General features: G+C 42.0%; 20 protein-coding genes. 7 read left to right on the top strand and 13 right to left on the bottom strand.

Annotated elements, in window-relative coordinates; genetic code table 11:
- Nucleotides 1-69 precede the first annotated feature (69 nt).
- From QEP08_RS12120 to QEP08_RS12080, 9 genes are all read right to left on the bottom strand, one after another.
- Nucleotides 70-1,317: an RNA polymerase sigma factor gene (locus QEP08_RS12120; protein WP_285058334.1), complete on the bottom strand. Its 1,248-nt coding sequence runs from the start codon at nt 1,315-1,317 to the stop codon at nt 70-72.
- 12 nt (nt 1,318-1,329) lie between these two features.
- The gene (locus tag QEP08_RS12115; RefSeq protein WP_285058332.1) at nt 1,330-1,671 is read right to left on the bottom strand and encodes a YciI family protein; all 342 of its coding nucleotides are present in this window, start codon (nt 1,669-1,671) and stop codon (nt 1,330-1,332) included.
- A gap of 162 nt (nt 1,672-1,833) precedes the next feature.
- Nucleotides 1,834-5,169, bottom strand: coding sequence for a VCBS repeat-containing protein (locus tag QEP08_RS12110; protein WP_285058330.1), 3,336 nt, complete (start codon nt 5,167-5,169; stop codon nt 1,834-1,836).
- Nucleotides 5,170-5,228: 59 nt separating this feature from the next.
- Entirely contained in the window at nt 5,229-6,290 is a 1,062-nt protein-coding gene (locus tag QEP08_RS12105; RefSeq protein ID WP_285058329.1) for a histidine kinase, read from the bottom strand.
- Nucleotides 6,291-6,292: 2 nt separating this feature from the next.
- The gene (locus QEP08_RS12100; RefSeq protein WP_285058327.1) at nt 6,293-7,381 is read right to left on the bottom strand and encodes a sensor histidine kinase; all 1,089 of its coding nucleotides are present in this window, start codon (nt 7,379-7,381) and stop codon (nt 6,293-6,295) included.
- Between the two features lie 66 nt (nt 7,382-7,447).
- A complete protein-coding gene (locus QEP08_RS12095; RefSeq protein WP_285058325.1) occupies nt 7,448-8,386 on the bottom strand; it encodes a sulfite exporter TauE/SafE family protein in 939 nt (312 codons plus the stop codon).
- A 169-nt stretch (nt 8,387-8,555) separates the two neighbouring features.
- On the bottom strand, nt 8,556-9,932 hold the full coding sequence (locus QEP08_RS12090; protein ID WP_285058323.1) for an MATE family efflux transporter: 1,377 nt from the start codon (nt 9,930-9,932) through the stop codon (nt 8,556-8,558).
- Complete coding sequence (locus QEP08_RS12085) at nt 9,926-10,549, bottom strand: AlbA family DNA-binding domain-containing protein (protein ID WP_285058321.1); 624 nt, start codon at nt 10,547-10,549, stop codon at nt 9,926-9,928. The genes QEP08_RS12090 and QEP08_RS12085 overlap by 7 nt, the downstream gene beginning before the upstream one ends.
- Nucleotides 10,550-10,560: 11 nt before the next feature.
- On the bottom strand, nt 10,561-11,046 hold the full coding sequence (locus QEP08_RS12080) for a DUF4442 domain-containing protein (RefSeq protein ID WP_285058319.1): 486 nt from the start codon (nt 11,044-11,046) through the stop codon (nt 10,561-10,563).
- A 451-nt stretch (nt 11,047-11,497) separates the two neighbouring features.
- On the opposite strand from QEP08_RS12080, the gene QEP08_RS12075 reads away from it, so the two are divergent.
- The 7 genes from QEP08_RS12075 (at nt 11,498) to QEP08_RS12045 (ending at nt 21,514) form a co-directional block, all read left to right on the top strand.
- Nucleotides 11,498-12,721 carry an MFS transporter gene (locus QEP08_RS12075; RefSeq protein WP_285058318.1) on the top strand — a complete coding sequence of 408 codons (1,224 nt, stop codon included), beginning with the start codon at nt 11,498-11,500 and terminating at the stop codon, nt 12,719-12,721.
- An 81-nt stretch (nt 12,722-12,802) separates the two neighbouring features.
- Complete coding sequence (hemF, locus tag QEP08_RS12070) at nt 12,803-13,699, top strand: oxygen-dependent coproporphyrinogen oxidase (RefSeq protein ID WP_285058316.1); 897 nt, start codon at nt 12,803-12,805, stop codon at nt 13,697-13,699.
- Between the two features lie 122 nt (nt 13,700-13,821).
- Nucleotides 13,822-16,383, top strand: coding sequence for a DNA gyrase subunit A (gene gyrA / locus QEP08_RS12065; protein WP_285058315.1), 2,562 nt, complete (start codon nt 13,822-13,824; stop codon nt 16,381-16,383).
- Between the two features lie 23 nt (nt 16,384-16,406).
- The gene (locus QEP08_RS12060) at nt 16,407-17,516 is read left to right on the top strand and encodes a tetratricopeptide repeat protein (protein ID WP_285058314.1); all 1,110 of its coding nucleotides are present in this window, start codon (nt 16,407-16,409) and stop codon (nt 17,514-17,516) included.
- Between the two features lie 63 nt (nt 17,517-17,579).
- Nucleotides 17,580-18,728 carry a tetratricopeptide repeat protein gene (locus QEP08_RS12055; RefSeq protein WP_285058313.1) on the top strand — a complete coding sequence of 383 codons (1,149 nt, stop codon included), beginning with the start codon at nt 17,580-17,582 and terminating at the stop codon, nt 18,726-18,728.
- Nucleotides 18,729-18,931: 203 nt separating this feature from the next.
- On the top strand, nt 18,932-21,052 hold the full coding sequence (locus QEP08_RS12050; protein WP_285058312.1) for an FUSC family protein: 2,121 nt from the start codon (nt 18,932-18,934) through the stop codon (nt 21,050-21,052).
- A 51-nt stretch (nt 21,053-21,103) separates the two neighbouring features.
- Nucleotides 21,104-21,514 carry an organic hydroperoxide resistance protein gene (locus tag QEP08_RS12045; RefSeq protein WP_285058311.1) on the top strand — a complete coding sequence of 137 codons (411 nt, stop codon included), beginning with the start codon at nt 21,104-21,106 and terminating at the stop codon, nt 21,512-21,514.
- Nucleotides 21,515-21,591: 77 nt separating this feature from the next.
- Here the strand turns inward: QEP08_RS12045 and bioB are convergent, their stop codons facing one another.
- From bioB to QEP08_RS12025, 4 genes are read right to left on the bottom strand one after another with little or no spacing between them, the layout of a single operon-like run.
- Nucleotides 21,592-22,599 carry a biotin synthase BioB gene (gene bioB, locus QEP08_RS12040; RefSeq protein WP_285058309.1) on the bottom strand — a complete coding sequence of 336 codons (1,008 nt, stop codon included), beginning with the start codon at nt 22,597-22,599 and terminating at the stop codon, nt 21,592-21,594.
- Nucleotides 22,600-22,611: 12 nt separating this feature from the next.
- Nucleotides 22,612-23,961 carry a magnesium transporter gene (gene mgtE, locus QEP08_RS12035; protein ID WP_285058308.1) on the bottom strand — a complete coding sequence of 450 codons (1,350 nt, stop codon included), beginning with the start codon at nt 23,959-23,961 and terminating at the stop codon, nt 22,612-22,614.
- A gap of 25 nt (nt 23,962-23,986) precedes the next feature.
- Nucleotides 23,987-25,108 (bottom strand): magnesium/cobalt transporter CorA, encoded by a 1,122-nt coding sequence (gene corA / locus QEP08_RS12030; protein ID WP_285058306.1) that lies wholly within the window; start codon nt 25,106-25,108, stop codon nt 23,987-23,989.
- Between the two features lie 2 nt (nt 25,109-25,110).
- Complete coding sequence (locus QEP08_RS12025; protein WP_285058304.1) at nt 25,111-25,722, bottom strand: WbqC family protein; 612 nt, start codon at nt 25,720-25,722, stop codon at nt 25,111-25,113.
- Nucleotides 25,723-25,734 lie beyond the last annotated feature (12 nt).

Raw genomic sequence — 25,734 nt, 5'->3', positions numbered from 1 at the left:
ATTTCATTGAGTAAACCGTTTTTAATACACATTATCATATCGGGCACCAATACCCGGCATAAACGGCAATCAGCCCTTAGACAGCAAAGAAATGGCCAGGATCTTATTAGTGATCAGCGTCTTGTCAGATTTAGCAGTGGCGAGTTGCAAAGCCTTTTGAAGGTGGTCTACCGCCATGAGGTCATCCGTACCCATATACAGTTCACCCAGCAGCAAATGATAAAGCTGGTTGCCGGCAAGGTTCAGCTTTTCAGCTTCAATGACCGCCTCCGCTTTTCCATTGGCCTTGGACAGCGCATAAGTCCGGTTGAGTGCCGCCACAGGTGAGTACTCAATGATCAACAACTGATTATAAAGCTGCAGTATATGCTCCCATTTTTCTGCCGAATCCTCCTTTTTGGTATGCCAGGAGGCAATACCGGCCTCAATGTGATATTTAGTAATTTTATTCCCCTGCCAGGCCGTATTCAGAAAGTAATTGCCCCGGCTGATGAGTTCCCTGTCCCAGAGATTTTCATCCTGGTCCTGGTATAAAATGGTCTGGCCATCGCCATCCGTTCTGGCTTCAAACCGGGAAGCATGAAAGCACATCAAAGACATCAGCGCATTGATAAAAGGCAGGTTTGTCTTTTTGTTTTCGAGCAGAAAATAGGTGAGCCGCATCGCCTCATAACAAACCTCTTTCTGCAAAGTACTTTCCTGGCTATGAGAATAATATCCCTCATTGAACAATAAGTAAAGGGTCCTGGCCACCGTCTCCAAACGCTCGCCGATGGCGCCTTCGCTCGGAAACTCGATCTTTACATTTTCTTCACGGAGTTTTTCCTTAGCCCTGAACAGCCTTTTGTTGATGGTTTCCTTGCTGGTCAGAAAGGCAGCAGCGATTTCATTGATCCCAAAACCGCATAACACCCGCAGCGACAAGCAGATCTGCGCCTCTGCAGAAATGGACGGGTGACAAATGGCAAACATCATCTGCAACTGGCTGTCAGTGATGTTCTGATCGGAGAGGTTGATCTCCAGCTCTCTGTCATCCAGTTCATTGCTATCGAGCTGGTGCATGATCTTTTGCATAAAAAGGGTGTTCCGCTTCAGGTAATCTTTAGCCTTGTTCTTTGCAACCGTATACAGCCATGCAGCGGGGTTTTCCGGCAAACCTTTAATGCCCCAGGTCTCTGAAGCCAGTAAAAAAGTATCACTGGCAATATCTTCAGCTATTTCGACATGTTCGATGCCAAACAACTTACAGAGTACAGCTGTAATCTTGCTGTACTCTGTTCTGAATAAATGCGGCAGTAATCCGTCAGTTTGCGTCATGGGGATGAAGACTTACATTGGGTTGATCGGACGTACTTCTACATTTCCGTCAAATTGAAGGATAGGGCAGCCTTTGGAAAGCTCAATTGCCTCTTCGAGCGATTCAGCGCGGATAAGCGTGTAGCCGCCAAGGGATTCCTTGATCTCTACGTAGGGACCATCGGTAATGATATTGCCTGGTTTCAATACCGCACCTTCATTGCTGAGCCGGTTTCCCCGGTCTACCAGTTTGTTTTGGGCAGCGATGCCACCGACCCAGTCCATCCATTTTTTTGTTCTTGCCTGCAATTCTTCAGGTGAGAGTGTCTGAGCTACCTGAGGGTCATTTCTGAATAACAATAAAAAATCTTTCATTTTGATAAAGTTTAAGTAGTAAAACCAAATGACGATCGTAAATTACGGAATAGGACAACGGGTTAAAAATAAATATTTTGTGCCTGTGTCAGACTGCCATAGCATAAACTCTGCAGACTTTCTACGGCAATTGTGCAAGCTTACCCCCAGAGCAGTACCAGGCTATCTGCGCACTGTCCCGTAAGCCTTCAGACTACCTTGGTTTATTCCAAATATGAGCTGGTTATTTATGCTGATCACATTCCGTACATCGCCCCTCAGGTCAAAGCCAGAACGGAACTGGGGTATGTACTCGTAGTTTCCCTTGCCATTGCCTTTTAGCAGCACCCCATAATTTGCATCGCTGTTGCCAAACTTGAGCCTTGCACGGCTGATGTTTCCGCAGAGCACCAGGTCTTTATGACCATCTTTGTCGTAATCTAAAGCAATAATGGCATATACAGGCGAATGTTGTGCCTGTACCGGAAGCGGCATTTCTTTAAACCGCCCCTTGTCATTGCTGATGAACAGAGCTGTCTTGAGATAATTGGCCTTCAGTTTTAATGCACCTTTAAGCTCATCTCCGGTAAAAATATCGGTCATGGTGCCATCGGCATAGCTTTTATAATCGGGATAGCGGGTACGCATCATGCTCATTTGGTCGAGCAGTTCATCACGACTCACATAGGGGTAGGTTTTGCCTTTGATGTAGAAACATAAAATCGGATCGACCGAACCATTGTCGTCAAAGTCTTTGTAGTACATTTCTGCGGGCTCTTTGTCACTTGCTTTACATTGGGTGTTCAGGCCTGTATTGCCAATGATCAGATCAGGTTTGCCGTCACCAGTGAGGTCTTCTATGAGTAGTTTATTCCACCAGCCGGTATATGATTTATCAAAATAATCTTTGGTCCTGTCTTTCAAACGGCCATTTTCATTGATCAGGGCTGTTACCGGCATCCATTCCCCTATAATGATCAGGTCTGGTTTTTTATCGTTGTTCAGGTCAAGCCATTGTGCATCTGTGATCATTCCGGCTTTTTGAAATTCGGGTGCGATGCTTGCGATCTGGTCTTTGAAGCTGCCTTTGCCGTCATTGATGAGCAGGTAGCTCTGCGGGGCCTCCGGATATCTTCCAGGTATAACCCGGCTGCCTACAAACAGATCGGGATGTCCATCGCCATTAAAGTCGGTAACCGTAACGCAACTTTTGCTGCTGTACATTTTTGGTAGTGCGTTTTGTCTTTTCCGGAAATTGCCGTTTCCGTCATTGAGGTACAAACGGTCCTGGAGCAGGGGATCATCTTGTAAATAGTTGCCATATCCACCGCTGGCGACATAGAGGTCCGGGTGTCCATCGCTATTGGCGTCAAAGAATACTGCTTCTGCATCTTCTGATCTTAAGTCTTCATGAAGTGCCGGGGTGTTTTTATTTTTAAATGAGCCGTCTTCCTGCTGCAGGAAAAGCTGGCTGGCCTGACCTTGTCCTGCACCGACAAATACATCGGCCAATCCGTCACCGTTGACATCGGCCTGTGCCATACAGGGCCCGTTAAAAGATAATGGATTGGTAAGCAGCGGCTGACGCTTGAAGTCGTTGATGGTGTTCTGCTGCTGCTTAAATGCAATGGGCGATTTGATTTCTTTAAATAAAGTTTCCGGAGCTTTCTGAATGTTGTATGGCTGATTTGCGTTCTTTTCCGTTAATGTAAGCAGCTGATCGGATTTGACCTGTTTGAGCAGCTGCTGTTTGCCGCTCGCCCAGACTACACGCAGTGAATCTATAGCTTGATCTGCCCCTAAACCAAAATGTAAGACGGGGGATACGCTGGACTGGTATCCACGGGCGGGATTTTGCTCCAGATATTGTTGTTTGCCTTTTGCATAAAGCCAGATTTTAGCGCCGACTCCTTGTGTATTTCCTGAAGCGCCATGCAGTTTAACTTTCAGGTAGTGGTGTTTAGCTGTTTCTGAAGCCCTGTTTTGATAAATAAAGGCAGGTATGTTGATGTTGTTAATGACCAAATCCAAGTCACCGTCATTGTCAAGGTCTGTATAGGCAGCCCCATTGCTGTTTGACGGGGTCTGGATTCCCCATTGCTCGTTTTTATTGCTAAAGCTCAGATTTCCGTTGTTCTTAAAAACGTAATTGATGAGGTTGGATGCAGGGATCTCATTGATCAGGCTGAGGATATTTTCTTTGACTTGCTGCTGGTTATTCTGACGGAGAAAATCTCCTTTAAACTTCAGAAAATCCATATCTGTGTAGTCCCGCAGATAACCGTTGGTCACAAAGAGGTCTTTCCAGCCGTCATTGTCGTAATCTGCAAATAATGGTGCCCAGCTCCAGTCTGTGTTGGAAATACCCGCGAGCTGACCAATTTCACTGAAGGTGCCATTGCCGTTGTTGATCTGCAGCATATTGCGCATGTCCTGGTAATGAAAACCAAGATTAAGGCGCAGGTTGTAATATTCATAGTTGTCCGGAGCAAACAGCTGCTTCTGGCGATGGTTGTCCTCAGGCAGCATATCGAGTGTCAGTATATCCTGCAGGCCGTCATTGTTTATATCAGCAATATCATTGCCCATCGAATACAATGAGGTATGGCCAATTTGAGCACTTAGCTGTTCACTGAATGTGCCGTTGCCATTGTTGAGGTAAAAGTAATCCGGTGCTGAATAATCGTTGGAGATATAGATATCGGGCCATCCGTCATTGTTTACATCAGCTATGCCTGCACCCAGGCCATAGGTGAATGAGGAATTGAACAGACCTGAATGATCCGATGCGTCTGTGAACTTGTTATTGGTGTTTTTATAGAGTTTTACCCTGATGGTTGGTGCCGATTCTTTTAAAATTGCCGGCGAGGAATGCTCATCCAGCGTTGTAAACGCTTTCGGGTTGTGGTTGAGGAGGAACAGGTCCAGGTCATGGTCTTTGTCGTAATCAAAAAAAACAGCCTGGGTAGTATAAGAATTATCGGCAATGCCGTATTCGGTGCCCTGTTCTTTGAAGAGCGGAATTCCTGACGCATCGTTACCGGTGTTGATGAACAATTTGTTTTCCCGGTTTTTGGGAGGAAGACCACCTGACAGGCATTGATAGATGTCGAGTTTGCCGTCGCCGTTCACATCGGCCATCGTAACCCCGGTTTTCCAGCTGAACCCGGATTCTGTTATCCCTGCTTTGAGCGTGATGTCGTCAAACTGCATATTTCCTTTGTTGAGGTAGAGTTTGGCAGGGGTCATATTGCCGGAGAAGTAGATGTCGTCCAGGCCGTCGTTATTTACATCGCCAACCGATACTCCGCCGCCGTTATAGAAATATTGATAGGACATGATATTGGCCTTAGAATTTTCAACTATTTCATTGTTGAACTCTATATGTGTCTTTTCAGATGTAAGCAGTTCAAACAGGGTGCCTTCGGCGGTATTTTTTTTGTCCTTATGCAGGCAGGCGGATAAAACAATCACACCTGAAAGCCAGAGGCCAGGTAGTAATTTGGAGTAGAAGGTCATTCGGTTAGCGTTTGGTTAAATTACTTCAAGATAAAGACTTTATTTTAAAGTTTGCAAAATTATATCAACGGCAACATAAAGGTAATGCTGCAACGTGCATCTTGACAGTTTTCAAAATGGAATTGAACGCTGCCGCCAAACATTTGTTTGTAATTGCTGCCGTAGTTGTCCAGGTCGGTAACCAAAGTTTCAGGGGGACTGTCATGATATTCCATACCAAGTACCAGCCGGCACTGTTCTATCAAAATATTGATTTCCAGAGTTACAGGTTTACCGGACTGGACTTTGCAAAAAAGTTCCAGGATGTTGATGAGCGATAATGGCGCTATTTTTTGATCCGCAAGTTCTCCCTGGACATTCAGTACAACCTCAAGGTGATGCTTAAAATGGTTGAGCGCAATGAAATGGGTAAAATTGTTCAATGCCTGCAGCTCTTCCTGAAGAGGGGTATGCTGCTGTCTGCCCCAGTAGAGCCTGTAACGCAGCAGATCGGAAAATGTAAGAATGGCTTCGGGCGTATTTTCGTCCTGGCTGATGGCCGATTGCTTTAGCTGTTTAAGGGAGCGCATTAGGAAATCAGGACTTATATTGGTCTTCAGGAGGTCCAGTTTGACTTGTTCTATTTCTTTCTTTTCATTTTCCAGTTCTAGAATGGTGTGGTTTTCTTCATTTTTTTCCATAAAGAACAGCATCATGGAGAAGACCATAAAATTGAGCAGATAACCGCCCAGACTATAGGAATACATGTCCCAAAATGAAAGGTTGCCATTTAACGGATTCTCGGAATAAAAAGTGACGAAAGTACGGGTGAACCAGATATCCAGTGCGGTAAAAAACAAATAGCTGCCGACAATCAGTATCCAGAACAGTATATTGCGGTTCCTTTTGAAATAATAGGGGATCAGAACCAGGCAATAGAGGTAATAGAATATGGCAATGAGCAGATTTTCCAGTACAAAGTGATTAAAGATAACTGACAGAGTAACGGGTACTTTGACCGTCATCAGTGTACCAGCTACAAATACCCACAGCCAATAAATGAGGTGTGCAACCCACCGGTACCGTGTGAAATATACCCAGCGGTTCTTTTTATTGATCTCTATTTGTACGAGGCCACTCATTTTTAAAAATTAATGGTTAGGTCAATTTCAAATCTGTCTTTTAAGCTGTGCATAAACAGCGTGTGTTTATCAGGGTATAAGATCTCCAGTCTTCGTCTTACATTTTTCAGACCAATGCCTCCCTGGTAGTCAGAAATGGCCTGGCCAATTGTATTGAGCGGCTTACTGTTCTGAAGTTTAAAGTGTATGTATTTGTCCTGGACATCGATGTCCAGATTGATCCATGATTTTCCAAAACTGGTTTTGGTGCCGTGTTTAAATGCATTCTCCAAAAAGTTGATGAGCAGGAGCGGCGCGATCATTTTACCGTTTATGTTGCCTTTAATATTTACAGTAACTGTACACTGGTCTTCTTTGTGGCGCAGTTTTTCAAGTGTAATGTAGCTATTGGTAAAGGTGAATTCATTTTTGAGCGGTACCAGGTCTGCTTTGCAATCGTAAAGCATGTAATGGAGCAGTGATTCGAGTTTGTCAATGATTGCGGGTGTTTGTGGTGATTTTTTCAGGCTGAGCGCATAAATATTGTTCAGCGTGTTAAAAAGAAAATGCGGATTGATCTGGGATTTGAGAAAGGTGCTTTCTAAAGTTATCTTTTGAGTCTTGAACTGTATCAATCTCTGAATCTCTTTTTGCTGGTCATAGATGTCTACAAAGTAATAAAACGCAATAAAAAAAATAAAGGGGAACAGGAACGCTGAAAGCGTCCTGTAGCTGATGTAGCTGAATTGCTGTGCCTGTGCGTCAAGTCCCGGCTGACTGCTAAGAATCAATTTTATGAGCAGGACCCGGGCAAGGAAAACGATCAGCAGCAGACACAGAAAAGCCAGCCAGAAGATCAGCTTATTTTTTGATTTGTATAGTGGAACTATCGCGAATTGAAAGGCATAACACAGTATTAACAGCAGGACTACCTTGGTAAGGTAGATAGAAGTATTGGTGTTGGCCATGTATTTTGGATGCTCAAGGGAGCCTGCATTTCGCATTTGCAGGTATGAGATGCTAAGCAAAATGGTCCAAAAAAACAAGTGGAGTACCCACTTGTAGTTTCCAATGCTTTTTATGAGATGCTGTTTTCCAGGGATGTTTGCCATGAGCGGTAATGGCAACTAATTTATTTATTATTTTGAAAATTAAAGAAAATATAGCACGATTTATGACTAAATCATTTTGATAACCGCCATATAAATAATTCGGACACTGGAGATGATGACTACGGCGGCTACTCCTATAAACATCTTTTTTATGGGCAGCTTGCCTACTAAACGGGCAGCTATTGGCGCCGCTACAACGCCACCGGCAATAAGTCCAAGGATGGATTGCCAGTGACTGACGCCCAGAATAAAGAAGAATGTTACTGCACTGGCCATGGTCACAAAGAACTCTGTCAGGCTCACAGAGCCAATTACATACTTCGGGGTCCGGCCTTTGGCAATAAGCGTTGAGGTAACCAGCGGCCCCCAGCCGCCACCGCCAAATGAATCTAAAAAACCACCTGCACCTGCCAGCCAGCCAGCGCGTTTTACTTTTTGCGGTTTTGTTTTTTCTTTAAATGCATTAAGTAGTATGCGGATTCCCAGGAGTAGTGTATAAACGGAGATGACTGGCCTGATGTATCCTGAAAATTTCTCGCCTGCGTAGCTAAGCAGTATAGCGCCGGCTGTAGCACCAAGTATGCCAGGGATCAGCAGGGTTTTAAACAGTTTTTTATTTACATTCCCAAAACGATAATGGCTGAAGCCTGATGCACCGCTCGAAAACATTTCAGCGGTATGTATGCTTCCGGAGATGACTGCGGGGTTTAATCCGCCCGAAAGCAACAGGGTAGTGGAGACCACCCCATATCCCATTCCTAAGGCACCATCTACCAGCTGGGCTATAAAGCCTACCAGAAGCATCCAGCCAAACTTCTCGTCCAGTTGCCCGTAAGCTTCTTTGCCAAAAGCGACCAGGGAATCATAGGTTAAATAAGTGTATGCCGCAATACCAAGAAATAATACGGCAAGAATAATGAGACATATGTAAGCTATTTTTTTCCACTTCTTTTCCTGTTTGATATTGCTGACAGGTATGCTCATCTGGCTTTCGGATAAACTCATTATTGTTCCTTGTGTAACTAAATTTTTAATCTTTATTCGAATTAAGTCTATCGAATAAGTCGATAATATTATTACCATTTTTCCACTCTACAAAATTCTTTTTCAATTAAATAGGTAATTAATTGTTTGTTAGATAATTATATAATAAATATTTATCTGTGGGCACAGGCTATGTACTCTTTTTTTCCGCATAAGTCCGGATGAGGAGTTTTGTTCTGTGTTGAAACCGGATGAACAAAAGGAGGGAGGCGGTGAGTAAGCCGAATGTAAGTCCGTACCATATTCCATTGACACCCATGTCCAGTGTGATGCCCAGTAAATATCCCAGTGGAATGCCAATAATCCAATAGGCGATAAAGGTAATTATTGTAGGAATGTTTACATCGCCCATACCTCTGAGTACGCCGAGCCCAACTACTTGTGTCCCGTCAAAAAGCTGGAAGAAACCTGCAATGATGAGCAGCTGTGCGGCGATTCCGATCACTGCCGGGTCCTCGGTGTAGATGTATGGCAATATGGAATTGGCAAACGTAAAAAATATGGCCGTAGTGCTCATAAAAAGCAGTATCACATGATAACTTGCTATAGCCGAACGGCGAAGGTCCTTCAGATCGCCTTTACCGAAATTGTTCCCGGTTTTGATGGTTGCAGCTGAGGCTATTCCGCTGGCCATCATATAGGTAACGGCCGCCAGGTTAATTGCGACTTGATGGGCCGCTTGCTCCACCGCACCTATAGTTCCTATGAGAATGGCTGCGCCGCTAAATGCACTGATCTCGAAGGCATATTGCATGGCCACAGGGGCGCCTATTTTTATGATCTTTATGGCCTTTATCTTATCAAAACCAAGTTTGAATTTCCGGATATAAATTTTAAAATATTGTGAGCGCATGACGTAAACTGACATTACTGAGGCCATTAAAATGCGGTCTATCAGTGTGCTGAGCCCAACTCCTTTAACGCCCATAGGGGCTATTCCAAACATCCCTTTTACAAAAATAACACCCAGTATGACATTAATGACATTGCCCCAGATCGATACAAACATCGCTTGTTTGGTAAAGCCTAATCCTTCTGCAAATTGCTTGAAGGTCTGGAAGATCATCAGAGGGATGATGGATACCGCCAGGTAGCCGAGGTAAGGTTTTGCGTAGGCGACAACTTGCGGGGTTTGCCCGATATGGTCTATCATGGTCAGTGTGCCGAAATGTACGAAAGCGTAGAGGAAAACAGCTGTAATGAAGTTGATAACCAGACTGTTTGACAGCAGTCTTCCGCATTCGTTATAGTTCTTTTTGCCGTTTTCCTGGGCGATAAGAGGGGTGAGGCCATAGGCTATTCCTATTCCCAGTACCAGAATGAGCATAAAAATGCTGTTGACCAGTGAAACCGCTGCGAGCTGAAGTGTACCGGCGAAATGCCCGACAATAACGCTGTCGGCGAGGTGTACGAGTGTGTGTCCTAACTGGGATACCACGATGGGCATGGCCAGTCGCAGGTTATCAGCGTAGTATGATTTGTACTTCGCGTAGGTTTTTGTCAGCATGCGGTATAATATTCTTCCTTTTCTGTAGTGTGCGGTCTGATTACACCGCTAATGATCAGGCTCACCAGTATTTTCTGCGCCTGTCTGTAGGAGCTTCTGGTTAGTTTGCTAAACTGCTTAAGGGTAATCCGGCCTTGCTCGTTCAGATACTCAAAAAGCTTTTTTTCCTGTTCTGTATAACTTATGATGTTATCGGATCTGTCATTGCCTTTCTTAATCACGTCAACCAGGATTTTGCTGGCAAGAATACTTTTGTCGTTTACTCTGTAATAAACCCACCATTTTTTGTTTTCATCAAGCGCATAATGTGGTTTGGTTTCGCTGGCTGCGATATTAACGATAAGTACCAGTTTGTCATCTACATAAACTTCTTCAAACTCGGGTTCTATTGCCGGTCTGCAGAACTGATGTGCTGATTTGGTGATCATATAACGTTCCTCATCTTCTGATTTTACACCTTTGATTGTCCCGTCATCTGCGACACCAATTAATAGCTTTCCGCCTTTATTGTTGGCAAATGCAACCAGGCTTTTGGCAATTTTTTCATTGCTGGTGATTGTTTTCTTAAAATCCAGTGTAGCTCCTTCGCCCTGTAAAATTAGTTTCCTGAGGTTCATAATGTGTTTCCTTAATAGGCTATACGTGGTTCTTCTCCCTGATGTAAATTACGAATGTATACTTCGTTGGATATTGTAGCACAAAGTTCTCCGGTGGCGGTGGTCACTTCCATTGGGTAGGCTTTCACGAACTTCCCCACGGTATTTAGTGCGGTTATTGCCTCATTCAGCATCTCATCTGAAATGGTTATTGTAAAGTAAAGATGACTCCGCCCAGGTTTTAGGTATTGGATGGATGCACTTTTAAGCCATACTCGGACTTTAAACCCGCGACGCTGCAGCAATTGATCGAATAATATGGCATAGAAGGGGTCTGTTGCCGCATAGATGCTTCCGCCAAATATTGATCCGTTGTAATTTTTATTGAAAAGGCTTTTGATGATCTTTACGTCTACACCCCGGAATTCCTTGTGAAACTTCCTGATCCAAATACGCTGAAATAATAAGGGAGGATATAAACACAACACCCATTTTAGGGTTTTTTCTGATACAACCATGATGCTTAAAGATCAGAAAGTTTATCGAACAATGAAACTTTCCGTGTCATTTTTAAAACTTTTATTGGGTATGCTTGTTCATAACTCTAAATATTATCATTAAAAAAATAAGAATCTACTCCTATGAAAAAGTCAATTTTAAGTCTTGCTTTCGCGGGTTCAATAATGATTGCCGCATCAGCATGCAACTCCACGAAGAGCGTCTCGGGAACGACGGATAGTACCGGAACTGATACGACCATGACAACACCGCCTGCGGATACTACCCGTACTATGCCACCTGACACTACTAAAACACCGCCTGATACCACCCAAAGACCCCCTCAATAGCAGGGTATAACGAGCAGCATTAGGGGCATGGTACTTTTGTATTTTGCCCCTTATGTTTTTTTAGGAAATGTTTTTTCATCAGTGATTTTGTTTGTACTTTCAGCGTCCAAATAAACATAGTATGAACAACAATAAACAAAAAGGGAGTGTTTTCCTTTTGATTCTTGTAGCCGCACTCGGCTATTTTGTAGACATATACGACCTGCTGTTATTTCTGATCATCAAGAATAAAAGCTTAAGTGCGTTAGGTATCCCGGCAGATAAAATAACGGAGACGGGATTAAGCTTAATGAACTGGCAAATGGCTGGACTGCTCATCGGGGGGATATTCTGGGGGATTGTCGGTGATAAAAAAGGACGGCTGTCTGTGTTGTTTGGATCTATCATCATGTATTCTATTGCAAACATCGCAAACGGGTTTGTGACCAGTATCCCAATGTATGCAGCTTTGAGGTTTATTGCGGGTATAGGATTAGCAGGTGAACTCGGGGCGGGTATTACGCTGGTTAGTGAAAGTATGAGCAAAGAGAAAAGAGGATATGGGACCATGCTGGTCGCGGGGATTGGTCTGATGGGTGCTGTAGCTGCTTATATAGTTGGTGATCTTTTTGAATGGAGAACTGCATTTTTTGTTGGCGGAGGGCTTGGTATTATACTCTTATTGCTTCGATTTGGGGTATTTGAATCGGGCATGTTCGAAAATATGGCCAAGAAGGATGTTTCTAAGGGTAATTTTCTCATGCTTTTCTCTGATAAGAAACGGTTTTTCAAGTATCTGAACTGCATATTAATCGCTGTTCCGCTATGGTTTGTAGTTGGTATCCTGGTTGGCATAGCCCCCGAATTTGGAAAGGCATTGCATGCTAAAGATGTTTTAGATAATGGTAAGGGTGTAATGTTCACTTACATTGGGATTTCTCTGGGGGACTTTCTCAGCGGGGCTTTAAGCCAGCTATTTAGAACCCGAAAAAAAATTGTATTTATTTTTGTGACACTTACCTTCTGTACCATGCTTGTTTATCTGCTAAATACTGGCTGGACAGCTTTCGGATTCTATGTTCTTTGTATTTTCTTTGGTTTATTTACGGGCTACTGGGTCGTATTTGTCACTATTGCTGCTGAGCAATTTGGTACTAATCTGCGGGCGACGGTTACCACCAGCGTGCCAAATATGGTCAGAGGTTCATTGATCCTGGTTACCCTTTTATTTCAATTCCTGCTTGGCGAAGTAGGGATTATCAATGCAGCGCTGATGATAGCTGTACTCACAGTCGGAATGGCCTATATTGCATTGTACAACCTGGATGAAACGTATGGTCGTGACCTGAATTTCATCGAAGAGTAGTGTCAAAGGATTGTACTTTCTGAAATTATAACGAATGATGGCTTTTTTTTAAGGTTACCTTTGAGCTTATTTTAACAGAAGATGGTGTTTAGAGATAAAGTAGTTGAGGCATACCAGAAAATTCAGGATGAAATCTGTCAGGAGCTGGAGTTGGCTGATGGTAAAGCTGTTTTTGAAGAGGAGTTATGGAACCGGGAAGGTGGCGGTGGCGGCAGAACCCGGATCATGCAGCATGGAGATGTGATTGAGAAGGGTGGCGTTAATTTCTCAGCAGTTCATGGAAAATTACCTGAGGCGGTAAAAAAAGCATTTAACGTAGAAAGTGACGATTTCTTTGCGACCGGGGTTTCGATAGTGATGCATCCGGCTAACCCATTGGTACCCATCATCCACATGAACATCAGGTATTTCGAAATGGACGACCAAACCCGATGGTTTGGAGGTGGAATTGATCTGACACCGCATTACATCATTGATACTGATGTCCGCTATTTTCATCATTTGCTGAAGCAGACCTGTGATGAATTTGACCCCTCGTTTTACCCTAAATTTAAGGCACAGGCTGATGATTATTTTTATATCAGGCACCGGGAAGAAACAAGGGGAGTTGGCGGCATTTTTTATGACCGTCTGAAACCTGAAAATTCTGGTTTGTCGTTTGACCGGCTTCTCGATTTTTCAGTTGCGGTAGGAAATACTTTTATTCCTGCATATTCGGAACTAATAGACAGGAACCGTGATAAAGAGTTTACAGAAAAAGAGCAGGAGTGGCAGTATCTCCGCAGAAGCAGGTATGCGGAATTTAACCTGGTTTATGATGCAGGGACGAAATTCGGTCTGGAGACAAATGGCAGGATTGAATCAATTTTAATGAGTTTGCCGCCTTTGGCTAAATGGGTGTACAACCATCAGACCCTGCCTGACAGTCCGGAATCTTACACTTTAAGCAAGCTCAAAAAGGGGATAGAATGGGCCTGATATGCAGTTAATTTATGCGGTAAAATTTTTCCACAATGCACCTTAATGGTGCATTTTTTATTAGATTCGCAAGGTTATAAGAATACCACATTTAAATCGTTCTTAAGGAACATTAATATTTTATGGCAGAAGATTTAGAAAATCAAGAAAACGACAAAATAATCAGGATTGATATTGACGAGCAAATGAAATCCGCATATATCGATTATTCGATGTCTGTTATCGTATCCAGGGCCTTGCCTGATGTGCGTGATGGATTAAAACCGGTACACAGACGTGTGCTGTATGGCATGCTCGATCTGGGATTAACAAACAATAAACCATATAAAAAATCAGCCCGTATTGTGGGTGAGGTATTGGGTAAATATCACCCGCACGGAGATGCGTCAGTATACAATACTATGGTTCGGATGGCACAGGAGTGGAGCCTTAGGTACCTGATGGTTGAAGGCCAGGGAAACTTCGGGTCGATTGATGGAGACTCTCCCGCGGCGATGCGTTATACAGAGGCGCGTTTTCAAAAAATTGCCGAGGATATGCTTGCTGATATCAATAAAGACACTGTTGATTTTCAGCTGAATTTTGATGATTCCCTTCAGGAACCGACTGTTCTTCCGTCAAAAGTACCTAACCTCCTGATCAATGGTTCTTCTGGTATTGCAGTGGGTATGGCTACCAATATGCCTCCTCACAATATTACAGAAGTCATTAATGCGACCATCGCCTACATTGACGACAATGAAATAACGATCGCTGACCTGATGAAGCACATCAAGGCACCTGATTTTCCGACCGGGGCCATCATCTACGGTTACGCTGGTGTACAGGAGGCATTTGAAACTGGCCGTGGGCGTATTGTGATGCGTGCCAAAGCAGAGATTGAAACCACAAAAGACCGTGAAACTATTATTGTCACCGAAATACCTTACCAGGTAAATAAAGCGATGATGATTGAGCGTACTGCTGAGCTAGTCGGTGAGAAAAAAATTGAAGGCATATCCAACATAAAGGATGAGTCTAATAAGGACGGGATCAGGATCGTTTATGAGATCAAGCGCGATGCGAATGCTTCAATCGTGTTGAATAACTTATTTAAGCAAACTGCTTTACAAACATCATTCAGTGTAAATAATATAGCGCTTGTTAACGGCAGACCTCAGATGTTGAACCTGAAGGATCTGATACGTTATTTCGTGGAGCACAGGCATGAGGTGGTTATCCGCCGTACTAAATTTGAATTAGCTGAAGCGAAAAAGCGTGCACACATCCTCGAAGGTTTGCTTATTGCCTTGGATCACCTGGATGAGGTGATTAAACTGATTCGTGCATCTGAGACTCCTGATGATGCAAGAACAGGTTTGATGGAGCAATTTGGTCTTTCAGATATTCAGGCCAGGGCAATTCTGGATATGACCCTAAGAAGGTTAACAGGTCTGGAGCGAGACAAGATCAAAGATGAGTACAATGAACTGATGAAAACCATTGAATTCTTGCAGTCTATTTTGGATGATGAAAGCCTGCGTATGCAGATCATCAAGGATGAGCTTACAGAAATGATGGAAAAATACGGTGACGAACGCAGAACTCAAATTGTACATGCTGCAGGTGACATGAGCATGGAAGATTTTATCGAGGACGAAGATGTTGTCATCACAATTTCCCATGAAGGTTATATTAAACGTACTGCCGCGACAGAGTACCGTACACAAGGAAGGGGAGGAAAGGGTTCAAAAGGCAGTGATTCAAGAAATGAAGATTTTATTGAGCATTTGCTGATTGCTTCAAATCACAATTATATGTTGTTCTTCACGGAAACAGGCCGATGCTTTTGGCTAAGGGTTTACGAAATTCCTGAAGGAACGCGGTTGAGCAAAGGGAGAGCAATACAAAATATTATCAATATTCCTAAAGAAGAAAAGATTAAAGCATTTATTAAGGTTAAAAACCTTAAAGATCAGGAATACCTGGAGAACAATTACATCATTATGTGTACCAAAAAAGGTACTATTAAGAAAACTTCTCTGGAGGCCTATTCAAGGCCGCGCGTGAATGGTATAAATGCAATTAATATCAACGAAGGTGACCAATTGCTTGAAGCGAGTCTGACAACGGGATCAAGTGAAATCGTTATGGCATTGAGGTCAGGGCGGGCGATCCGTTTTAATGAATCAACGGTAAGGCCGATGGGCAGAACGGCAACAGGTGTACGCGGAGTTACCCTTGCAAATGAGATTGATGAAGTAGTTGGCATGATTGCTGTTGATGATCCTGAAACTACTGTACTTGTAGTTTCCGAAAAGGGATATGGAAAACGTACAGATATTGACGATTATCGGGTTACCAACAGGGGTGGAAAAGGAGTTAAAACCATAAATATTACTGAAAAAACTGGTAATTTAGTAGCTATTAAAGCCGTTACTGATGCTGATGATCTGATGATTATAAATCGCTCAGGAATTGTAATCAGGATTGTTGTAAGTGAATTAAGAGTAATGGGCAGGGCAACACAAGGTGTGAAGCTGATCAATTTGAAAGGGAATGATGAAATCGCATCTGTGGCTAAAATCCAGCATGAGGATGAAGAAGTTGAAGTTGAAGGAGAGGCGATAGAGGAAAATGGCCCGATTACTGATGAAGCTGGAGATGTAACTCCTGATGAGGATTCAAAAGAAGATCAAATATAATTGTTGAACAAATAACTGATAAAATGAAAAAGATACTTTTAAGTATATTGTTTGTAGGTGTTGCATCACTTGCAAATGCGCAGAAAAGTGAAGTTAATGCAGCTAAAAATGCCTGGATCCTTATTTCCAATAGTGGGACGAAAACACTTCCTGAAAGCCTAAAGATGCTGAATGACGGTCTGGCTCACACCGATAAGGCTATTGCTGATGAAAAAACATCAAAATCGGCCGAAGCCTGGACATACAGAGCTTTGTTTGCATCAAGAACCGCTCAGATTGATTCCCTGGATTTAGCCAACTCTAAAGCTAAACAAAAGATAGCAGAGGAAGCGATCACTAAAGCTAAATCCCTAAATCCTAAAGAGGAGGAAAAAAAGTTCCTGGAAGATGCGAGTGGATTTATTGAAGATGCGGTGAGAAATAGAGGAGTTTTTGCCTATAAGAAAAAAGATTTTGCAACAGCGCTGGAATCTTTTAATGAATATACAGCCAGGAATCCGAAGGATACAAATATGTTCGTAAATGCAGCCCTTATGGCAAAACAATTAAAGAATTATCCTGAAGTAGCTAGAAATTACAAAGCGGCAATTGCTTTGAACTATCCGGACGCCGCACTGCTTTATAAGGACTTGATTAACATCTATTTGTCTGAAGTGAAAGACAGTACAACAGCAATTGCCATAATTCAGGAGGCATCAGCAAAATACCCGAATGATAACGACCTCCTTGGCATGGAGACCAATTACTGGTTAAAAAAAGGTGATGCTACCAAGTCTCAGGAGATGATTAAGAAGCTCATTGAAAAGAATCCTGATAATCCGGATTATCAAATCGCAATGGGGGATATCTTTTTCAAACAAGCAAATGACTTTCAGGATGCCAGAAATGAATTGGCGACTGAGCTTGAAGCCAATAAAACCAAGGTTGATGTAAAAAAGAAAAAGGAATTTGACGACCTGGGTACAAAAATGAAAGGTATTTTGGATCAGGCAATACCTTATTATAAGGCCGCAGCCGAGCTGGATAAAAAAAGCGGTTATGCGCTGGATAAATTAAGGTCAATTTATAATTTCAAGAACGACAAAGTGAATGAAGCTGCCGTTCAGAAACAGTTGGATGCGTTGCCTAAATAGCATTTGTATTATAGAACTAAAAAGGAGGGGTATTTTATCCCTCCTTTTTTTTAAATTTGTATTATGAGTAAGATATCATTTCTAAATATCACACTATTAGTGCTGATGACTTCTAATCTGGCATTCTCCCAAAGAAGCCAGGTTCAAATTGCGAGAAATAGCATTGGTAAACTGCATGTGGCAATCAACGCCAAAGCGGAACCCGCAAAACAACTCGGAATACTGGGGGAGGGTATTAAGGCAAGTGAAGCTGCTCAAAGCGACAGAAAAACAAAGAAGTGGCCGGAAACATGGGCAATAAAAGCTTATTTAAGTTCGTATATTTCAATAATTGATGCTGATGAAGGTAATGCTGATAAATATTATACGTTAGCTATTGATGCGATTGATTCGGCAAGGCGATTAGATAAATTTCAAGCCAATTCCCGTTTGATTGATGCTGCTATTTACAATGTGAACATCCGAAAACAAAATAAAGCTAACACAGCTTTTAATAACAATGATTTCGCTAACGCTTATAAACTGCTAAAAGATGTCAGTGATTTCTTTCCAAAAGACACAGTTTTAGCCATTAACACGGCACTGGCTGCGCAAAACGTGCAAGCATATGATAATGCATTAGTCTATTTCAAAAGAGCTAAGGATAACGGAGTAAAAAACCCGGTATTATTTCAAAATCTATCCAATATCTATGTTTCAAAATTTGAAAATGAGCTGGCTATAAAGACATTGGAGGATGGCATAAAACTAAACCCTTATGATGCTAATCTTACAAATAGTTATATAAATCTCTTGCTTGACAATGAGAAATATGAAACGGCTATTAAGATAATAGAAAACACATTAAAAGTTGACTCTAAAAACAAACTGCTGTATTTCTTATATGGGTATTTACATCAGAACAATTCAAACTACAGTACCGCTGAGCTAGCTTATAATAAAGCTCTGTCCATAGATGAAAACTATTTTGACGCACTGTATCAAATGGGCCTGGCGTATGTAGGTTCAGCAAATACGGCACTTAAATCTTCCGGACAGGACAAAAGTCAAAAATTTATTTCTTTTATCAACAGAGCTGAAATCGCATTATTGCAAGCGCATGAGATCAATCAGAACGATAAATCAACAGTTCAGTTACTTATAGATATTTATACCCGTAAAAATAGGCTGGATAAGGTGCAGGAGCTTAAATCCAAACTGGAAGAGTTTTAAACCTCCAATGGTCTTACAAACAAATTGAAGCAGCAGATGAAGAGTAGGTAAAGCTATTAGTTAACATAATATTAATTATAATTATTAACTTACTTATGGCTCATATTTAAACAAAAATTGGGTTTATAATTGAACTTTTCATATTTTGATGTCATAACAAAGTTATGCTTAATCGTCCGATTAGAAATATACACGATTTTTTATTGAGTACATACTTTGCGGATGGCTTAAGAATAACTTTTGGAGTTCTTTGTCCATCTTTAATTCTTGCACAATACGGAATGCTTCAATATGGCATGACGCTTTCCTTAGGCGCGTTATGTGTAAGTGTTGTAGATTCTCCCGGGCCAATTGTTCATCGCCGAAACGCAATGCTAATTACCACAGGCTTAATTACATTGATATCAATTCTGGTTGGACTTACAAATAGCAGTATCTATTTTACTGCTATTGTACTGGTTATATGCAGCTTTATTTTTTCCATGTTTATTCTATACGGGCTCAGAGCGGCATCTATTGGAACAGCGTCTTTACTTGTCATGGTTTTGAGTATTGATGATATCAGGCCCTGGAACGAAGTTCTTCTTTATTCATTATTGATTTTTATTGGAAGTATCTGGTATACAATGTTAAGTTATTTGTTTTACCGATTACGTCCTTATAGACTTGCTCAGCAGACACTAAGTGATTCAGTTCATGAAATTAGCGATTTTCTGAGGGCAAAAGCTAAATTTTACCGACAAAATACAGACTATGAGAAGAACTACGCCGAACTACTAAGGTTGCAGGTTTTAGTACATGAAAAACAAGATGCGGTGAGGGAAGTTCTGTTTAAAACCAGAGAAGTTGTCAGAGAATCAACACCGGAAGGTAGATTTTTATTGTTGGTTTTCGTTGATATGGTTGATCTTTTTGAACAGGTCATGTCAACTTATTATAACTATAAACAACTTCATGAACAATTTGACCCATCGGGGATCTTATCTCATTACGAGTCAGTTATTATAAAAATTGCCGATGAACTTGATGACATAGCATTTTCACTAAAAACCGGTGGAACCCCCAGCCTTCCCTCCTCTTTAATTGATGATGTGGCAAAACTCAAGACTGAAATCATACAATTAGAGATTGACAATAAAGATGGAAAATACAACACGCTGGGAATTATAGCACTCAAAAACATCGAGGTAAACATTGAAAATATCCTCACAAGGATTAAAACCATCAACGGATACTTTAATAAAAGTGAAAAAAAGAATCTCAAACCAAGGCATGTAGACATTGAGAAATTTATAACCAGGCAAAGTATTGATCCGGGATTGCTGGTAGAAAACCTCACCTTCAATTCTTCCACATTCAGGCATTCTCTCAGAGTAGCTATAGTTATGCTTATTGGCTTTGTGGTAGCTAAAACACTCAATTTCTCACACAGTTATTGGATTTTATTAACTATTCTGGTGATCTCCAAACCTGGTTTTAGTCTTGCTAAAGAACGTAACTATCAACGGTTGATCGGAACGGTAATCGGTGCATTTGCTGGAATGGGAGTACTTGTATATGTTCATGATAAAAATACATTATTTGTTATATTACTAATCTGCATGATCGGATGCTATAGCTTTCAGCGTAAAAATTATGTGGTGAGTGTGTTGTTCATGACACCCTACATCCTTATTCTTTTCGAGTTTTTGGGCATGGGCGGTCTGTCAATTGCCCGGGAACGTATCTATGACACATTGATAGGTTCAGGAATAGCACTTTTTGCCAGTTATTCTCTATTCCCCAATTGGGAACATGAAAAGCTTAAAGAGGCTTTAATAGATAATTTAAATGCAAATATGAAGTATTTTGAACAAGTAAGTTTGTTTTATGCGCAAAGCATAAGTGATCTTACCAGTTATAAAGTAGCCAGAAAAGAAGTATATGTTACTTCGGCCAATCTCGCTTCTCTCTTTCAGCGGATGTTTTCTGAGCCAAAAAGTAAACAGCTGCTCATGAAAGAGCTGCATCAGTTTACCTCGCTAAGTCATTTATTGTCTTCTTATATAGCCACTTTGTTTTTGTACAATAAGGAACATTCGTTTAAAGTTTCGAACTATGAAGAATTAAAGCCTGTGGCACAAAATACAGTTTATCTTTTGAAACTCGCAGGTGATACGCTTCGAAACAACACAGGTCATATTCATAACGTTCCGCTGATCCGGAGAAATATCAATGATAACCCAAATATTCAAACTTCAGAAGTAGTCGTAGCGGAACAATTTGACCTCATACAAAAAGTTGCATACGATATTTATAAATTATCGGAAAAAATTAAAGTGTAAAACTTTAAGCCAAGACGGTTGTTCTCCTTTATTACAACAAGAAAAATGACTATGGAAAAACTGTATACGGCATCGGTGACCGCTAAAGGCGGCCGCGATGGACATATTAAATCAAGTGATGGGATAATAGAGTTTGATCTCAGAAAGCCGAAAGAACTGGGCGGTCAGGGCGGCGCGACAAACCCTGAACAGCTATTTGCTGCTGCCTGGGGTGCTTGCTATCTGGGAGCGTTAGGCACTATTGCACAGCATGAAGGTGTAGATACTTCGGAGGCTACTGTAGAGGTGCATGTTTCCTTTAACCAGGACGGAAATTCATATGTGCTGTCTGCCGAACTTGACGTTCATATTCCCGGTATAACAATTGAAGAAGCTCAAAGCATCGCAGATAAAGCGCACAGGACTTGTCCATATTCAAAAGCGACAAAAGGAAACATTTCCACAAGAGTTACAGCCCTATAAGGCCCGTCCTGTAAAGCGCTAAAAGCCCCGTAATATTGGTAAACAAGTTACGGGGCTTTTAACGATTAATTATAAGTTTAAACCGAAGCTTCTGCCCTATTTGCAATGGTATTTACGGGCCTTCCGTTTTTAAAAGCATCACGCGTCTTTAGCCCCAGTAGCTCAAACATGGCCATATCATCTACAAAATCCGGATTTGGCGTGGTCAGCAATTTATCCCCGGCGAAAATTGAACTCGCACCTGCCATAAAGCAAAAAGCTTGTTCAAGTGTACTCATTTCATTTCTTCCAGCTGACAAACGTACCACTGAGTTAGGCATGATAATACGCGCAGTAGCGATCATTCTGACCATATCCCAGATCGGAACCCTCGGTTGGTTTTCCAGTGGAGTACCCTTTACCGGGACCAGTGCATTAACAGGAACCGACTCGGGATGGACAGCCATATTGGCCAGTGTTTGTAACATAGAAACCCGGTCCTCTTCCGTCTCTCCCAATCCAATAATCCCGCCACTGCAAACCGTAAGTTTAGCTTTGCGGACATTCTTAATGGTATTCAGGCGGTCATCATAAGTGCGCGTAGAAATGATGCGCTTATAGTCGTCTTCAGAAGTATCAATGTTGTGATTATACGCATACAAGCCTGCATCTGCAAGACGCTGCGCCTGATTTTCAGTAAGCATACCTAAGGTACAGCAAACCTCCATATCCATATCATTCACGGCCTTGACCATCTCAATCACACGGTCAAAGTCCCGGTTATCGCGGACTTCACGCCAGGCAGCTCCCATACACAAACGTGAGGCTCCACCCTCTTTGGCCTTTACAGCAGCACTTACCACCTGACTGACCTGCATCAGCGGCTGGACTTCAAGATCAGTGTGGTAACGAGCAGCCTGAGGACAGTAAGAACAATCCTCTGCGCAACCACCAGTCTTGATAGAGATGAGGGAACTTACCTGTACCTCCGCGTAATCTTTATTCTCACGGTGAACAGTTGCAGCCTCATAAACAAGATCTAAAAATGGTCTGTGATATATTTCTGATATTTCTTCTTTTGTCCAATTGTGTTTTGTGGGTTGCATATAATAATAAAATTAAAGTAAAAGTTTGCTTGCAAGTCCGAGCAGCAGCAAAAATCCGAAAACATCCGTAAAAGTTGTAATAATTATTGAAGAAGCAATGGCCGGATCAATTCCGACCCGCTTTAATACTAGTGGTATACCGGCACCAGTAACCCCTGCAATCAGCAGATTACCGGTCATAGCCAGGAAGATAACCAACCCGAGCATCGGGTTAGCATCAAAAAACAAAGCAAATAAAAATACGATCAATCCCGTCACAGCACCATTGATCAGGCCCACCGTAAACTCTTTAAGTACCGTTCTGTAGGCCTGGTTATCCGTCAGGTCATATAAAGAAATCCTTCTCACCGTTACAGCAAGCGCTTGCGTGGCCGCATTTCCACCCATGCCAGCGATGATCGTCATGTAGGCGGACAGGACTGCAATTCGTTCAATAGTCGGTGCAAAATGCCTTACCACACCTGAAGCAAGAAAAGCAGTGCCAAGATTCAGGATCAGCCAGGGCAAACGTGACTTAACAGCCTCAACCCAGTTACCACTCAATTCCTCGTCTTCAGAAACCCCGGATATTTTCAGGATATCCTCAGTATTTTCATCTTCAAGTACATCAATGACATCGTCAAAAGTAACACGTCCCAATAACTTCATGTCCTTGTCTAACACCGGTATACTGGTGATGTTGTATTGAGAGATCAACCTGGCCACTTCCTCCTGATCCGTATCCGGATACACCCATGCCACTTCAGCCTTGACCAGCTCGGTTATCTTGACATTTCCTTTTGCCTTAATGATATCCTTCAAAGAAACAATTCCCTGAAAAACATTGTCATCATTGATTACAAAAATTGTGTAAAACTCTTCTATCTCTTCACTCTGCCTGATGATCTCGTCAATTGCATCTTTCTTGGTAAGATTCAGATTGATCCTGATGAACTCCGTGTTCATCAAACCACCCGCAGTCTCCTCATGATAGCTTAAAAGATTACGGATATTCGAAGCATCGTCCTCACTCAGGTCCTCCAGAATCTCGGCCTGTTCATGCTCTTCAAGCTGGGAGATAATGTCTGTAGCATCATCATAATCAAGCTCCTCGACGATCTCCGTCCGCTTATCCGGGTGCAGCTGAAGCAGTAACTCCTCAGGATGCGACTCCTCATGCATTTCAGAAATCACCTCAGAAGCGATCTCAACCGATAGCAGATTGATAATCCTTTGCTTATCCTCTTTATTTAGGCTCTCAAAAAGTATGGCAATTTCTGAGGCATGATACTCCTCCAGAAGAACTTTCAGCTGTTCATCATTGCCATTTAAGGCTACTTTAATCTTAGATATATCGGTTTTATCTAGTTCGAAGGATTGCACGAAGCTAAGGTAAGAATAATCAGGTCTATTTAAACCATCCCTTGCGCCAGAAAAATATGATTTGTACAATAGCAATAACCCCCATTAGGATCATAGTATATAAATAGCCGTGTTCCTCGTACAGTTCCGGCATGTTTAACGGCAATACTTTACCTGTCACAGGATCCTCCCTGGAAAAATTCATTCCATAAATACCAGCAATAAATGTCAGCGGAATAAAAATGGATGACATGATGGTCAGTACCTTCATCACCTCATTCATTCTGTTGCTAATAATAGACAGGTACATATCCATATTGGTGACTGATATTTCCTTGAGAGACTCCACAATGTCAATGATCTGGATGCAATGGTCATAAGCATCCTTAATGTACATTTTGGTTTGTTCAGTAATGCGCGGACTATCTGTTCTTAATATATCATTTAATTTGTCCCTTTCCGGCCATAATACCCTTCTTATTCCGATCAGGTTTCTTTTAATCATCTGGGTGTCGTACATGACCGTGCGGTCAGGTTTTTCAAAAAGCCGGTCTTCGATGACATCGAGATCCTCACCCCATTTGCCAAGGATCTGGAAATAACGGTCAATGATGACATCCATCAGGGCATACATCAGGTAACTGCTCCCTCCCACCCGGATGTTTCCCTTGCCTATCCTAAGCCGGTTCCTAATCGGTTCCAGGCAATCTTCATAGCCCTCCTGGAGTGTAAACAATGTATTGTCTGTCAAGACAAAAGATACCTGAACATTATCCAGGTCATCATTCTCATCAAAATGAAGCATCCTGCTCACCGCAAAATCATAACCCTCGTACTCCTCAAATTTAGGGCGGTGATAAGTCCTGGTAATGTCCTCCAGTACCAGTTTACTAACGCCGATATCCTGGCGGAGCGTTTCAAACAATGCCGGAGAATTAAAACCCTTGATCTCCACCCAGAAAGTAAAATTTTTATCCGCAATGATTTGCCGGATATTATCAAGGTGCTCCAGTTCCCGGACTTCGTAAACATTTGAGCTGTACTTATACAACTTAATTACCGGCTTGAGCGCATTTGGATCAATATAGACCAATCCCGGGCTTGAACCCGCTTCAGGCAATGAATAGTGCTTATGTTTCCTCTGCTTACGTTTTTGCTGTTTGGTCATAATCAAATGTATAATTTCGACTGAGGGCCCTGATTAAACAACAAGTCCACTATACTTAAGTTTGGTATAAACCCGTTTCTGTCATCAAAGACCTGAAAATAAGGTTTAAATTCAGAAACATTAAGTGGATTTTTGAAATGAATCCGCTTTCTAAAATCATGAGCGACATCCTGTTCTTCCACATATTCAGCAGTAAATTTCAGTACGACATTCTTCTTCAGTTGTTTTAATAACCAGTGCATAATCTCCAGGTTATAATCAAACAGAAAATCAAACTTTTGTTCATAAAAGCGGAAAAACTCATCCTCATAGTACTCGAAATATGCCGAATTGCGATAGCAACTCTCGAGGCTTTTCCAATGCAATCTTTGCCAGTCAAAATCATTGCTGATTTTCACGTCTTTCATCTTCGTATGTATTTTTGCACCCTTTAGCACAGGTACGATCAGATCCAGGGGGCCGTTTGGAGAATAAACCACTGCCCTGTTCCTATAAGTCTGCTTTACGAAATGCTCCTCCTTTTCTATCAGAAAATCAGCTTCGAAGTCTTTTAAATGGGAAAAATAACCAACCGGCGGAAGATAAAAAAGCGGGAATATAGCTGAAGTTTGCATCTGATAAATTAT

Origin of the sequence: Pedobacter ginsengisoli (assembly GCF_030244015.1) — a bacterium.
Taxonomy (GTDB): domain Bacteria; phylum Bacteroidota; class Bacteroidia; order Sphingobacteriales; family Sphingobacteriaceae; genus Pedobacter; species Pedobacter ginsengisoli.
The sequence above is the reverse complement of the archived record's forward strand: the minus strand, read 5'-3'. Positions and strand labels throughout refer to the sequence as shown.

Excerpts from the sequence above, each read along its gene's own strand:
- QEP08_RS12120 (WP_285058334.1), bottom strand. The coding sequence starts at position 1,317 with ATGACGCAAACTGACGGATTACTGCCGCATTTATTCAGAACAGAGTAC.
- QEP08_RS12115 (WP_285058332.1), bottom strand. The coding sequence starts at position 1,671 with ATGAAAGATTTTTTATTGTTATTCAGAAATGACCCTCAGGTAGCTCAG.
- QEP08_RS12110 (WP_285058330.1), bottom strand. The coding sequence starts at position 5,169 with ATGACCTTCTACTCCAAATTACTACCTGGCCTCTGGCTTTCAGGTGTG.
- QEP08_RS12105 (WP_285058329.1), bottom strand. The coding sequence starts at position 6,290 with ATGAGTGGCCTCGTACAAATAGAGATCAATAAAAAGAACCGCTGGGTA.
- QEP08_RS12100 (WP_285058327.1), bottom strand. The coding sequence starts at position 7,381 with ATGGCAAACATCCCTGGAAAACAGCATCTCATAAAAAGCATTGGAAAC.
- QEP08_RS12095 (WP_285058325.1), bottom strand. The coding sequence starts at position 8,386 with ATGAGTTTATCCGAAAGCCAGATGAGCATACCTGTCAGCAATATCAAA.
- QEP08_RS12090 (WP_285058323.1), bottom strand. The coding sequence starts at position 9,932 with ATGCTGACAAAAACCTACGCGAAGTACAAATCATACTACGCTGATAAC.
- QEP08_RS12085 (WP_285058321.1), bottom strand. The coding sequence starts at position 10,549 with ATGAACCTCAGGAAACTAATTTTACAGGGCGAAGGAGCTACACTGGAT.
- QEP08_RS12080 (WP_285058319.1), bottom strand. The coding sequence starts at position 11,046 with ATGGTTGTATCAGAAAAAACCCTAAAATGGGTGTTGTGTTTATATCCT.
- QEP08_RS12075 (WP_285058318.1), top strand. The coding sequence starts at position 11,498 with ATGAACAACAATAAACAAAAAGGGAGTGTTTTCCTTTTGATTCTTGTA.
- hemF (WP_285058316.1), top strand. The coding sequence starts at position 12,803 with ATGGTGTTTAGAGATAAAGTAGTTGAGGCATACCAGAAAATTCAGGAT.
- gyrA (WP_285058315.1), top strand. The coding sequence starts at position 13,822 with ATGGCAGAAGATTTAGAAAATCAAGAAAACGACAAAATAATCAGGATT.
- QEP08_RS12060 (WP_285058314.1), top strand. The coding sequence starts at position 16,407 with ATGAAAAAGATACTTTTAAGTATATTGTTTGTAGGTGTTGCATCACTT.
- QEP08_RS12055 (WP_285058313.1), top strand. The coding sequence starts at position 17,580 with ATGAGTAAGATATCATTTCTAAATATCACACTATTAGTGCTGATGACT.
- QEP08_RS12045 (WP_285058311.1), top strand. The coding sequence starts at position 21,104 with ATGGAAAAACTGTATACGGCATCGGTGACCGCTAAAGGCGGCCGCGAT.
- bioB (WP_285058309.1), bottom strand. The coding sequence starts at position 22,599 with ATGCAACCCACAAAACACAATTGGACAAAAGAAGAAATATCAGAAATA.
- corA (WP_285058306.1), bottom strand. The coding sequence starts at position 25,108 with ATGACCAAACAGCAAAAACGTAAGCAGAGGAAACATAAGCACTATTCA.
- QEP08_RS12025 (WP_285058304.1), bottom strand. The coding sequence starts at position 25,722 with ATGCAAACTTCAGCTATATTCCCGCTTTTTTATCTTCCGCCGGTTGGT.